The organism is Pedobacter sp. WC2501, assembly GCF_052682415.1.
This window is the reverse complement of the sequence record NZ_JBQZFI010000001.1, coordinates 243,945-257,561: the sequence shown is the minus strand read 5'-3', so window position 1 is coordinate 257,561 and position 13,617 is coordinate 243,945. Positions and strand designations below refer to the sequence as shown.

Below are 13,617 nucleotides of genomic sequence, written 5' to 3'. Positions count from 1 at the left end.
ATTATTCTTTAACCAAATGAACTTTTACAGGAGCATCTTTCTTCAAGGCCATCGATCCGGTGGTTAGCACCGTGTCGCCAGCTTTTAATCCTGATGTAATCACAATGTTTTCATCGGTACGGGTACCTGCTTCTACCTTAACTTCCTTTGCTTTACCATCCTTTTGGATATAAACAATCTTGCCTTTTAAAACCGGGACAACAGCTTCATTAGGAATTAATATGGCATTCTGTACCGTACTTAAAGCCAGTTTAATTTTTGCAAAAGAACCGGGTAACAAGGCATTGTCTGCATTCGGTGCCAATGCCCTGATTTGTAATGTTCTGGTAGCGGCATTAATCCCCGGCTCTATCGCATAAACTTTTCCTTTATTTTCTTTGGAAGAACCATCTGTAGTAAATATGATTTCAGAATTAACTTTAATCTGTCCTGCATATTTCTCCGGAACAGAAAAGGTAACTTTAACCGGATTGGTGCTCACCAGGTTGGCAATTACAGTTGCAGGTGTTAAATAAGTGCCGGCAGAGATGCTGCGTAAACCCACCCGACCTGTAAAAGGTGCGCGGATAGTCGTTTTAGCCAGCTGTGCCCTGATTAATTGCGCTTGTGCCTGCAACGATTTTAAATCTGCAAGTGAGGTGTCGTATTCTTCCTGACTGATTGCTCCTTTGGCCAACAATTGTTTTGCCCGGTTCTCATTTGTGCCCGAAAGTTTTTGTTTGGTCAGCGCATCCTGCAATTGCGCCTGTATATCTCTGTCGTTTACTTTTACCAGCACACTTCCTTTACTTACTGTTGTACCTTCCTGGAAATAAATTCCGGTAACCAATCCTGATACTTCACTTTTCAATACAACAGATTCGTTTGCATCAATGGCACCGGTTATCTCCAGGTCGTTGTCAAACGATACTGGCTTAACTATAATTCCATCAACTACCAATGGAGCAGAAGATCCTCCTTTACCACCGTCTTTACCTTTCACTGCCCCTGCAGATGCCCCGCCTTTTCCTTCGAGTTTTTTATTTGCGTTAATTCTGTAATAGACCAGATAGGCCAAGCCTATAGCTAAAACAGCATAGATAATATATCTTTTCTTCATGTTTATGATTTGTGTTGTGCGTATCCTAACATTAAAATGAAATTAATGTTAGAATTAGAGCGTAAAAATATTCAAATAGTTTAGTCCTAAATTTGTTGTATTAAGGATGTTACCGATTTTAGTTCGAAGTCTGAAGTCGGAAATCCATAGTTAGGGTGCAAGATAATAAGTCTAACTCAATAAGTTGAGGTTTGATGACGTTCTAGGTTAAGTTATCGCCATTTTCAGCCAATCGCCGAATACCTAACGCAAACGGACAGAAACAACTATTTTACACCACATTTAGCTATTTTATATTAAAACTTCATCAATAAATCTAAATTTGCAGCAAAACACAGTGAATATGTTTAATAAAAAATCAATTTTAAGTTTAGTTTTACTACTAACGTGTATTATGGCAGCGAAGGCGCAGGTAAAAATAGGCTTTGAGGTTTCTTTTAAAGAGCCGCAGGCACATTATGCTGAAGTTCAGATGAATATTTCTGGCTTGGTAAAAGATTATGTAGATGTAAAAATGCCCGTTTGGACACCAGGTTCTTATTTGGTCCGCGAGTTTGAAAAGAGTGTAGAAGAATTTAAGGCTACTGCAGCAGGTAAAGCCGTAAAAGTTGAAAAAGTAAGGAAAAACACCTGGAGAATTTTTTCAGCCAAAGCGGCTAAAATCCAGATCAATTATCGGGTTTACGCATTTGAAATTTCAGTGCGTACACCATTTATCGACGAATCTCACGCTTTCTTATCCCCAACAGGGATTTTTATGCATCCTGATGGTATGATTAAATCACCAAGTACTGTAAAAATTATTCCTTTCAATACCTGGAGCAAAGTTTCTACTGGTTTAACTCCGGTTGCCGGTGAGCAGTTTACCTATAAAGCTACCGATTTTGATATTCTTTACGATAGCCCTATTGAAGTGGGTAACCAGGATGTTTTCGAATTTACTGCGGCTGGTGTTCGTCACGAAGTAGCCATGTATGGCGGCGGCAATTATGATAAAGAGAAGCTAAAAGTAGATATGGCCAGAATTGTTGAAAAAGAAACTGCAGTTTATGGCGAAAACCCGAATAAATATTACCTCTTTATCGTTCATAATTTCTTAAAAGGTGGAGGTGGTTTAGAGCACTTAAATTCTACCACTTTAGGCGCTACAAGAAACGCTTATAATACTGCTGAAGGATATAAAGGCTTTTTAAGTTTGGTTGCACACGAGTATCACCATTTATGGAATGTGAAACGTTTGCGCCCTGTCGCTTTAGGTCCGTTCGATTACGATAACGAAAATTACACCACCAATCTTTGGGTTGCCGAAGGTTTTACCTCTTATTACGAGAACAAATATTTGCACCGTGCCGGTTTTACCAACGTGGACGAATTTTTGAAAGATTTAGCAGGTGGTGTAGGTACTGTTTTAAATACCCCGGGTGCCAAATACCAATCGGCAGCTTCTTCTAGTTATGATGCATGGATTATTGGGTACCGTCCGAATGAGAACTCCAAAAACAATTCAATCTCTTATTATAATAAAGGTGAAGTGATTGGCATTTTAATGGATCTCGAAATTATCAACGCTACCAAAGGTGCCAAAAGCTTAGATGATGTAATGAAAGCCATGTACCTGCAATGCAAAACTTTAAAACGCGGTTATACCGACGCAGAGTTTAAAGCAATGGTGGAGAAAATAGCTGGAATCAGTTTTACCAATTTCTGGGCAAAATATGTGAATGGAGTAGATGATGTTGAATATGTAAAATACTTCGGTTATGCAGGTGTAGATGTATCGACTGAGAATGCAACTCCAGGCAAACCGGTTACAGGTGCTGCCGGCCAGTTGACCAACGATGGTTTGGTGATTACTTCTACCACAAGAAATTCTGCGGCCTGGATCAGCGGATTAAACGTAAATGACGTGGTACTCAGTTTAGATGATACCTCACTAAGTGATGCACTAGCAACGGTAAGGTTAAAAAGCCCGATGATTTCTTTAGATGCAATCCCATTGGTTGGTAAAAAGAATATTGGCGATGTATTGAAAGTTAAAGTTAAGCGCGATGGATTAGAGAAAGAAATCTCTTTAACCCTGAAAGAAAATCCAAGTGTGCGCTTAAATGTAACTGTTAACGAAAATGCAACTCCTGCACAAAAAGCAGTATTAAAAAAGTGGGCGGGTATTTAGTCCGTAGTCTTAAGTCCTCAGTCTTGAGTCTATAGTCAAGGCACAAAAAATCCTGTAAGATTAATTTCTTACAGGATTTTTTATTAAAGATATTTGTTTAACAAATACCGAATATGATAAAGCTCTTTCTGTTTATATTATGCCTTCTAACCTTTTCATTTTTGAAGGATAATCAAGTTTTTGCACAACAAGCATCTTGTAAGGGTTATTATAACAAACAATTGAAGTTCTTCGTGTATTCAGAAGTAGATACAATGCCAGAGTATCCAGGCGGAATTGCTAAATTTTATAAATTTATGTCAAATGTTTCACTAAATGGAATAAATAATGGACGTTTACAATCAACTGTTCTTCCAACTTTTATAATAGATGCTTCCGGCCGTGTAAAAAACGTTGGTATTTCCAACAAACTACCTAAAGATTATACGCAATTGGATCGTAACCTGATCAAATTATTAGAAACCTGTCCGAACTGGGTACCTGCACGGTGTAACAATAAAAATGTAGCAATGAGTTTCCAAACACGGCTTACCTTGTGTTATCAATAATTAAAATATCAATTAAAGTTAAAACAGTATGTATAAAAAATCCCGTAAGATTAATTTCCTACGCGATTTTTTATAATGTTTAGAAAGTAAAACGAACGCCTAAACCAACGTCTCCACTGTAAAAATCAGTATCAGGAGTTAATCTTAAAGTTGGGATCCAATCTAATGATAAGTTAATTGGAGCACCTTTAAATTTATAATCTAAACCTAAAACACCGTTTAAACCTAAGTAAATGTCGCTTTCATCAATAACTTTATTTTTCACAGAGCCAACACTTGCACCACCACCGTAGTACCAATTTAAGCCATCAGCACCTTTAATTGGATTATAAACTTCATATAAGCCTGTTAATTGTACCCAGCTAAAACCGCTGTTACTTCTAAAATTTCCAATTAACTCTAGCATAGCGCCTTTATTTAGGCCAGTTTTAAAAGAAACACCGTTGTAACTTCCAAAACGACCACCAATTGCGTTTTTGTAATCCTGCGCTTGAACGCTAGTTGTTGTTAATGCAAATAATGCAATGCATCCTAAAATTGTAAATAATTTTTTCATAGTACTTTTTTATTAAATTTAAAGTATATCTCCTAGCAACTTTAATGCCGATTATATTTTTTAGGTAAAAATTCAGTTGAATAAAAACAATGCTTGCATAGTAATTTTGTAATCGCTAAGTTTATTAAAATATTTTAACAGAAAGTAAATACAGCGTTTTAATAACTACGAGGTGTTATTTTCATTAAAAAGACATAATAGGTAGCAATCATTATGTTTGATTTTTTAACTTAACCAAATAATATACAATTCATATGGCGGCAGAAATTAAACGGGTTTTTGATCTTTTGAAATACAGCCTCGAAAATCCTAAGCAGGAATTCATCAGCGGAAAAATTAACGGAAAATGGATAAATTATAGTACAGTCGATTTTTGTACCGCTGTAGATAACTTAAGCCGTGGATTAATTAAACAGGGTATTGGCAAAGGGGGAAGGGTCGCGGTAATGTCTCATAACCGGCCTGAGTGGAATATTGCCGATTTTGCAGCCAACCAGATCGGGGCTTATCAGATTCCTTTATATCCAACTTTAGCCGAGCACGATATTCAGTTTATCTTAAAAGATGCAGAAATCTCCATTATTTTTATAGCTGATGAAGAATTGTATAAAAAAATTAAACCTTGTGCCGATGCCATAAACCCGGATATTAAGATTTATAGCTTTAACGAAATTACAGAAGCTGAAAACTGGAATACGTTAATTGAACTGGGCAAGGCGAGTACGGATATTGATTTGGAAGAATATCGCGCAAAAGTCGAGCCCGAAGATGTTTTAACCTTAATTTATACTTCTGGTACAACAGGAACACCAAAAGGAGTAATGTTAACACATAATAACTTAGTCGCAAATTTTGTAAACTCGGCTGTGGTTATTCCAGAAGGGGTTAAAAAAGGTTTAAGTTTTCTGCCTTTATCACACATTTTTGAGCGGATGATCATTTATTTATATCTGTTCAATTATACAGGAATTTATTATGCCGAAAGTATGGAAACTATCGTATCCGATATTCAGCATGTAAAACCCAATGTGTTCTCTACCGTTCCAAGACTTCTTGAAAAAGTGTATGATAAGATAATGGAAAAGGGTAAAGCATTAACAGGAATTAAAAAAGGAATTTTCTTCTGGTCGGTAGCTTTAGCAGAAAAATATACTATTGATGCGGGTGCCTGGTATAACTTCAAACTGGGTATTGCCCGTAAGCTGGTTTTCAAAAAATGGCAGGAAGCATTGGGCGGCGAAATTGTAGTGATCGTATCCGGTGGGGCGGCACTAAATCCGCGTTTAGCCAGAATCTTCTGGGCGGCTGGAATGCCTGTTTTTGAAGGCTATGGACTAACCGAAACCTCACCAGTAATAACGGTTAACCATTTAGGCGGAACCATGTTTGGTACGGTTGGTGAAGTAATTAAAGGTGTGGAAGTTAAAATAGCACCAGATGGAGAAGTTTTAACCAGAGGACATCAGGTGATGAAAGGTTATTACAACCGACCTGACTTAACTGATGAGGCGGTTGATCAGGAAGGATGGTTCCATACCGGAGATATTGGAGAACTGGTTGATGGTCGTTTTTTAAAAATCACCGACCGTAAAAAGGAAATGTTTAAAACAGCAGGCGGTAAATACGTTGCCCCACAAATGCTGGAGAATAAATATAAAGAATCAATTTTTATCGAACAGATTATGGTTTTGGGTGAAAACCGGAAATTCCCTTCTGCACTCATTGTCCCTAATTTTGAAACCTTAAAAACCTGGGCAGGCAGAAAAGGCATTACCTTTACGTCAAATGAAGAGATTATTAAAAACGAACAGGTACTCACTAAATATAATGAGGTTATTGAAGCCGCGAATGTGGGTTTTGGTAAATGGGAACAGGTAAAAAGATTTGCCCTGTTACCTAAAGAGTGGAGCATAGACGGTGGTGAGCTTACCCCAAAATTAAGTTTAAAAAGAAAGGTGATTACCGAGAAAAACAATGCGGTAATCGAAAAAATATATAAGGATGCAGAAAGCTATAAGGCCCCTCAATAACTTTAAAAGATCATTAACATACCTAAGTGTTGTGCTGTTATTGGTTGGTTGTGTAACCGGGCAATTGGGCAAAAACAACAGTGGTGAATATAAAAATGGAATGGTGGTTTCTGCCCATCCCGAAGCATCACAGGTGGGGATCGCTATTTTAAAAAAGGGAGGAAATGCAGTTGATGCAGCTGTTGCTGTTCAGTTCGCTCTTGCTGTGGTTTACCCAAACGCGGGGAATATTGGTGGGGGCGGTTTTATGGTTTACCGTGGTGCAAACGGCGAAATAAATGCCTTAGATTTTAGGGAAAAAGCAGCCGCAGCAGCAAGCAGAGATATGTATCTCGATTCGGCCGGCAATCCAATTGTAGATAAAAGCCTTTATGGTCATTTAGCTGCGGGCGTACCCGGATCAGTAGATGGTATGGTGGAGGCACACAAGAAATATGGAAAGCTTTCCTGGGCACAAGTGTTACAGCCAGCAATAGACCTGGCGCAAAATGGTTTTAAAATTACCAAAAGGCAGGCTGGTGAATTGAATAGTTTGCATAGACAATTTATGGATTTTAATCCTGATGGAACGGCCTTTGTAAATTTAGAAAAAACCTGGCAGGAAAATGATCTTCTCATTCAACAAGAATTGGGTAATACCCTAAAACAGATCCAGGAAAAAGGCAGGGTAGGTTTTTATGAAGGCGCTGTGGCCGATTCGCTTGTGGCAGAAATGAAGCGTGGCAAAGGGCTCATAACAAAAGAAGATTTAAAAAATTATCACGCTACATGGCGCAAACCCATTACAGGTAATTATAGAGGTTATAAAATTATTACCATGCCGCCTACTTCGAGTGGAGGTATAGCCTTAATCCAATTGCTCCAATCTGTAGAGCCTTATCCTTTAAAAAAATGGGGGCACAATGCCGATTCAACCGTACAGGTAATGGTAGAAGCCGAAAGGAGAGTGTATGCCGATCGGGCGACACATTTAGGCGATCCTGATTTTTACGCGGTTCCACAACAACAAATGTTGAGCGCCGACTATAACAAAAACCGTATGGCAAACTTTAGCTGGGCAGCGGCAACACCAAGTAGTGCTGTTTTGGCTGGAGAAATAAAAGGAGCAGAGCACGAAGAAACCACACATTTCTCCATTGTAGACCGCGATGGGAATGCCGTTTCCATTACCACTACTTTAAATGGTTCTTACGGATCGTTAGTTGCCGTAAAAGGGGCTGGGTTTTTGTTGAATAACGAAATGGACGATTTTTCTGTTAAACCTGGGGCACCCAATATGTATGGTTTAGTAGGGGGAGAAGCAAATGCCATTGCGCCTAATAAACGAATGTTAAGTTCTATGACGCCGAGCATTGTGGAGAAAGATGGGAAACTATTTATGGTGGTGGGTACGCCAGGCGGATCAACCATTATCACTTCCGTATTTCAAACCATTATTAATGTAATTGATTTCGATATGTCTATGCAATCTGCTGTGGCTGCTAAAAAGTTTCATCATCAATGGCTACCGGATGAGGTGTATATAGAAAAAGATGCTATCGATAGCTTATCGATAGGAAAATTAAAAGCAAAAGGTTATAAAATCTTTCAAAGAGGCCCAATTGGGAGGGTTGATGCCATTTTAAGGACAAACTGGGGCAACTATCAGGGTGGTGCCGACCCTAGAGGGGATGATAAGGCTATTGGCTGGTAGCCATTTTAGCGTAACAAAGTATGATCTGCCTGAGTTAATTTTAATTTAATATCTTTAAATAATTTACATAGCTGCCCTGCAGCAATGCTTAGTGGTTTAGTTATATTGCATCAACCAATTCAAAATGACCAGATCGCTATGCGTAAACTATTTTCTATATTTTTGTTTCTAACCGTTGCGGTACAATCACACGCTCAAACTAATGAAGCCAGCCTGGTAAGTCCACTGATTAATCAATACCAAGCAGACGAGACCATGCTTAACCGTAAATATACGCTCAAGCAATCGGATGAATACTTTAAGCGGATGGAAGGCTTTTATACCGAATGGCAAAAACAGTTAAGGGCATTGCCTTTTAAAAAGCTAACCGTAAACGAAAGGGTAGATTATATTTTGCTTAAACGTGACATTCGATCAGATTCTGCCATTTTGCAACAGCAATACACCGAATTTAAAAGCAATATTTTTACTTTGCCTTTTGCCAAAATAGTATTAGATTTTGAGGCAAAACGAAGGATTGGTACACAACAAGACGGTAAAATTATCCAACAACAGTTTGAACAACTGAAAGAGGCTATTCAGAAAACCACAAAGGCAGTAAAAAATAAAGATTTGATCGTGACGCCGGTACAGGCTTCATGGGCGCAGCAAACTGTGAATCAATACCTGGTTGTATTTACTGAAGCGTATAAATTTTACGATGGTTACGATCCGCAATTTACCAAAGCCACAAAAGCAGTTTATCCGGATGTAGTAGATGCATTAAAGGAATACACTGTTGTACTGGATAAAATAGCTAAACCCTCAAATGCTAAAGATGATGGAAGTGGCATTATTGGTAATCCGATAGGAAGAACGGCTTTATTAAGCAGCTTAAACGATGAGATGATTGCTTATACACCTGAGCAGATTGAGGCTATTGCGATGAGGGAATTTGCCTGGTGCGATGCCGAAATGCTTAAAGCCTCACAATCAATGGGCTTTGGTAACGATTGGAAAAAAGCATTGGAAAAGGTAAAAACCGATTATCCTGAGTTAGGTAAACAGCCTGAATTGGTTTATGAACTAGCCAATGAAGCCATCAATTTTGTAGAAAAAAATAAACTCATCGCCATTCCTTCCCTGGCCAAAGAAGGCTGGCGCATGCGCATGTTAAGTCCGAAGGAACAATTATTTGCTCCGTTTTTTCTGGGTGGCGAATCCGTATTAATTGCTTATCCAACAGAAGACATGAGCGAAGATGCGAAAATGATGACCCTGCGCGGTAATAACAGGCATTTTTCCAGAGCCGTAGTTTTTCATGAACTTATTCCGGGACACAACCTTCAATATTTTATGCAAAGCCGCTACAAGCCTTATCGCAAAGTATTTGGTACCCCTTTCTGGACGGAAGGCTGGTCGCTGTATTGGGAGATGTTGTTGTGGGACCAGAATTTTGCAAAATCTCCGGAGGATAAAATTGGAATGCTTTTTTGGCGCATGCACCGCTGTGCGCGTATTATTTTTTCGATGAATTACCATTTAGGTAAATGGACACCTCAGCAGTGTATCGACTTTTTAGTAGATCGTGTAGGTTTTGAGCGTGCCAATGCAGCGGCTGAAGTACGGAGGTCGTTTACCGGTGGGTATGGGCCATTGTATCAAATTGGATACATGTTAGGCGGGTTACAGTTTAGGGCATTGCACAAAGAATTGGTAGAAAGTGGTAAAATGACCAATATTGAGTTTCATAATCGCATATTGCACGAAAATAATATGCCCGTAGAAATGGTAAGGGCCTTATTAACCAACCAGCAATTGCCGGAAAATTTTAGTGCCAGATGGAAATTTGCAGGTGATATTAATTAATATATAATAAGGTGGCAAGTATGTTTACAACATCAGGTGATAATCGATCAAAAAGAGAGACTTGTAAATATTATCCGCTATTTCAGAATGGCATTTAAAACCTGATATATTAGGATTGATCTGTAAATGGCTATTCAAATACAGATTTTGAAGTCTGAAACTTAAGTTTTACATAGAAATCCATATAAGTGAGCAGTTTGTAGCGATGTGCTTACTGTGCGAATTATTTTTATTTCTACAAGTTTGCTTTATAGCTAATTAGTGTTGAAAAGTTGATAAGTATTTTTACTTGCTTGTATTTTTGGTATGGCTATTGTAAAGGTTATCAGACGCTATTCAACGTTACACAGAAAATTATGAAACTACAATTATTCAAAACCCTACCAGTTGCCCTCGCTGGTTTATTGATTGGGTCGGCTGCTTCAGCTCAGGAAAGTCCGGCAACTTCATCAACAACCTTCAGGACCTGGTCTATCGGCGTAAACGCCGGTGTACTTACGCCATTATCACCATTGGGTGGAAAAAATGATTTCAGTAATAATAAATCAAGTTTAGGTTATGGCCTTTACATTAAAAAACAATTTACACCTTATTTCTCTCTTCGTTTAGATGGAGTTCGTGGTAAATTAAAAGGCGATAATACTGAGCCTTATGAAGGTGGTTCGGTAAATAACTCTCCTGTAAAAGCTTTCGATACACAGTTGTCGTATTCAGGAACTTTAAATGCTGTAGTAAACATGTTCAATATCGATATGTTTAAAAAAGAGAATGCTTTACAGCTTTATGCTTCTGCCGGTGCAGGTATTGCAGGTTATAAACCTACTATTACCACGGCAAGCGGTACTTCTTTATATGCAGGTGATAAAAACATTAATGAATTAATCATCCCGGTAGGTTTAGGTGCAAAATTTAAAATTTCTGATGCGGTTAACTTCGATTTAGGTTGGACAATCAGCTTTGTTGATGGCGATAACTTAGATGGTTACTACAAAAATGGAAATGATAAATACAACTATGCTTATGCTGGTTTAGAATTTGCTTTAGGTAGCGGAAAACAATTGGCTTTCCACAATCCGGTAGCTTTAACTTATGATGAAGCATTAAAAGCAAGACAAACCGCAGATGGTTTAAAATCTGATTTGAATGCTCAAAAAGCTGATAATGCAAAATTGCGTTCAGAACTAAATGATATTTTGAAAGATACAGATGGTGATGGTGTTGCAGATAAATTGGATAAATGTCCTGATACTCCAGCTGGTACTGTTGTTGATGGTGCGGGTTGTCCGTTAAAAACTCCTGAAAAAGTTGTAGAAAAAGTAATCGTAACTGAAGAAGATCGTAAAGTGGTTAACGAAGCGATTAAAAACTTAGAATTCGATTTAGGTAAAGCAACCATCCGTTCTAAATCTTATGCTTCTTTAAACAGAGTTGCAGCTTTATTGATTCAGAAAAACTTTAGCTTAAAATTAGCTGGTCATACAGATAATACAGGTTCAAAAGAATTAAACCTGCGTTTATCGAAAGATAGAGCAGAATCTGTAAAAGCTTATTTAGTTTCTCAAGGTGCTAATGCATCACGTATCGAAGCTACAGGTTATGGTATGGGTCAACCAATTGCTACTAATAAAACAGCAGCTGGTCGTCAGCAAAACCGTCGTGTAGAGTTTACACTTTACTAGTCTGTTTTTAACAACATTTAAAAAGTCCCGATGAAAATCGGGACTTTTTTGGTTTAAGAGGTTTTGTTTTTTTAATTCTATTAGTCGCGCGTGCAAAGTCTACTATTTTGCCATCTTGCTATCCCTGACTCTGGTCGTCGCGTCTCGCTACGATATAAAATATTTCTTTAATGTTAAGTTTCGCATTTTTGTCATCCTGAACGCAGTGAAGGATCTTTTGTTATGCAGACCCTGACTCTGGTCGTCGCGTCTCGCTACGACATAAAATATTTCTTTAATGTTAAGTTTCGCATTTTTGTCATCCTGAACGCAGTGAAGGATCTTTTGTTATGCAGACTTTGTGAAATGGCTTTGTGAGATTGTAAGGCTAGTGGTTCTCTGCCAGGGATTCTTCACTGCGTTCAGAATGACAGCACAATAGCTTTTGTTCAAACTCAACTTATTTAAGTGAAACAATTACCTTTTTAATCTCGCTTAAATCATTCATCTCAAAATTTGGTGATTGAGGATAAAAGCGCTGATAAATAATTTTATCGTCTTTACTATCGTACACACTGATTATTTTATCGCTGGATCGCTGTGTGTAAACTACATATTTAACATTGGCAGTTTTATTCAGAATTAAACTATCAAGTTCTTTGTACGGTATAAATTTAAGTTTGTAATTATAAGGTTCAGCAATAATACCTGATGGTGGTAAAAGTATTAATCTTGAAGAAAACACTTCCTTAATATATTCGGGTATATATAGTGTTTCCTTTGCCAATTCAGGTAAGCGTACTTTATTATAAAATTGGTAATCTATGCTACAGTTTTCATTTGCGAGCAATCCATCATTAATCTGTTTCAAATAACCCGTTAAAAAGCCTGGCGACCAATTAAAGAAACTGGACTTGTTATAGAGATATGATAATATATTGCTTTTTACACTTTTTTTGCTTCCATATTTTTGGTCTTGCATTCTGACCAGCAAATTGGTATTAGGGTCAGCAAAAAGTGCAACTGTTGCCAATGTACTTTCTTCCTTTACCTTGGGCTTTTTAGATGGCGTTAATAATTTCAGTGCATAAATTATATTCACGTTGGATGTACTGTCTGACTCCTCTGCATAAGCATCGAAATAAAAAACTGAATAATTTGCAAGCGTATCATAACGGGCCAGTTCTTCGGGCTTAATAATTTTATATGGTGTAATTGTCCAGTTTTTTTTAATGGCCTGATCAAATTTTTCCAGCTCAGCGTAATCAGTATACTGTAAAGTAAATAAAGTGGTTGTTTTTTTAAAAACCTCTAATTTTTGACTGTTGAATAGGGCTTTCCCGAAATAAGATACCTGGCTTTGGCAAATTGTAGCCCATAATATGAATAGACTAAACAAGAGTGTTTGTTTCATTTTTAACATATAATGTGTTTTCATTTTGTGTATGACTATGATAAGAAAAATTTGACAAATATTTTGAATTTTTCTATTGCATTAACAAAATACATTCATTAGCTTTGTTATGCAAGCATAATAAATTAGTGAAAATGAAACAACAACAAACCATAGATTACCATGTTAAGTTTGCCTGGCAAAATATGTTTAATAAGTACAATCAAATGGCATCTAGTTTTGGGATTACCCAGGCCATTGGTTACATGCTTATTAATATTGATGATGCTGAAGGAACTGCGGTTTCGAATTTAGCCGGCTTGCTTGGCGTTAAGGCAACCAGTTTATCCCGTATGTTAAATAACATGGAAGAGGCTAACCTCATTTACCGTGAAACATCTGCAGGCGATAAACGTTCGGTAAAAGTTTTTCTAACTGATTTTGGTAAAGAGAAAAAACATTTGGCCAAGGGCGTTGTGCGAAAATTTAATGAATATCTTGATGAGCATTTTTCGAAAAAAGAAAAAGAGACTTTTATTAACCTGCTTGTCAAACTAAATGATATCACAGTAGCCTATACTGTTGATTAACAAATATAATCATGAAATCTGCTGTGTAA

Annotated in this window: 10 protein-coding genes; 7 read left to right on the top strand and 3 right to left on the bottom strand. The window is 37.6% G+C overall.

The features are described 5' to 3' along the window. Position 1: 1 nt before the first annotated feature. Entirely contained in the window at positions 2-1,099 is a 1,098-nt protein-coding gene (locus ACUN24_RS01165) for an efflux RND transporter periplasmic adaptor subunit (RefSeq protein ID WP_445560885.1), read from the bottom strand. A 343-nt stretch (positions 1,100-1,442) separates the two neighbouring features. On the opposite strand from ACUN24_RS01165, the gene ACUN24_RS01160 reads away from it, so the two are divergent. After that, positions 1,443-3,272, top strand: a complete 1,830-nt coding sequence (locus tag ACUN24_RS01160; RefSeq protein WP_445560884.1) for a M61 family metallopeptidase — start codon at positions 1,443-1,445, stop codon at positions 3,270-3,272. Positions 3,273-3,433: 161 nt separating this feature from the next. Beyond that, complete coding sequence (locus tag ACUN24_RS01155; protein WP_445560883.1) at positions 3,434-3,820, top strand: hypothetical protein; 387 nt, start codon at positions 3,434-3,436, stop codon at positions 3,818-3,820. 79 nt (positions 3,821-3,899) lie between these two features. Here the strand turns inward: ACUN24_RS01155 and ACUN24_RS01150 are convergent, their stop codons facing one another. Further along, on the bottom strand, positions 3,900-4,376 hold the full coding sequence (locus ACUN24_RS01150) for a hypothetical protein (protein WP_445560882.1): 477 nt from the start codon (positions 4,374-4,376) through the stop codon (positions 3,900-3,902). A gap of 254 nt (positions 4,377-4,630) precedes the next feature. Between ACUN24_RS01150 and ACUN24_RS01145 the strand changes: the two genes are divergently transcribed. The 4 genes from ACUN24_RS01145 (at position 4,631) to ACUN24_RS01130 (ending at position 11,626) form a co-directional block, all read left to right on the top strand. Continuing rightward, a complete protein-coding gene (locus tag ACUN24_RS01145) occupies positions 4,631-6,406 on the top strand; it encodes an AMP-dependent synthetase/ligase (RefSeq protein ID WP_445560881.1) in 1,776 nt (591 codons plus the stop codon). Further along, on the top strand, positions 6,378-8,099 hold the full coding sequence (gene ggt, locus ACUN24_RS01140; protein WP_445560880.1) for a gamma-glutamyltransferase: 1,722 nt from the start codon (positions 6,378-6,380) through the stop codon (positions 8,097-8,099). Before ACUN24_RS01145 ends, ggt begins: the two co-directional genes overlap by 29 nt. Before the next feature lie 138 nt (positions 8,100-8,237). Then, a complete protein-coding gene (locus ACUN24_RS01135; protein ID WP_445560879.1) occupies positions 8,238-9,947 on the top strand; it encodes a DUF885 family protein in 1,710 nt (569 codons plus the stop codon). 356 nt (positions 9,948-10,303) lie between these two features. Next, positions 10,304-11,626, top strand: coding sequence for a DUF6089 family protein (locus tag ACUN24_RS01130; protein ID WP_445560878.1), 1,323 nt, complete (start codon positions 10,304-10,306; stop codon positions 11,624-11,626). A 439-nt stretch (positions 11,627-12,065) separates the two neighbouring features. Here ACUN24_RS01130 and ACUN24_RS01125 read toward each other — a convergent pair whose 3' ends face one another. Next, positions 12,066-13,019 (bottom strand): hypothetical protein, encoded by a 954-nt coding sequence (locus ACUN24_RS01125; protein WP_445560877.1) that lies wholly within the window; start codon positions 13,017-13,019, stop codon positions 12,066-12,068. A gap of 134 nt (positions 13,020-13,153) precedes the next feature. On the opposite strand from ACUN24_RS01125, the gene ACUN24_RS01120 reads away from it, so the two are divergent. Beyond that, positions 13,154-13,588, top strand: coding sequence for a MarR family winged helix-turn-helix transcriptional regulator (locus tag ACUN24_RS01120; protein ID WP_445560876.1), 435 nt, complete (start codon positions 13,154-13,156; stop codon positions 13,586-13,588). Positions 13,589-13,617: the final 29 nt, after the last annotated feature.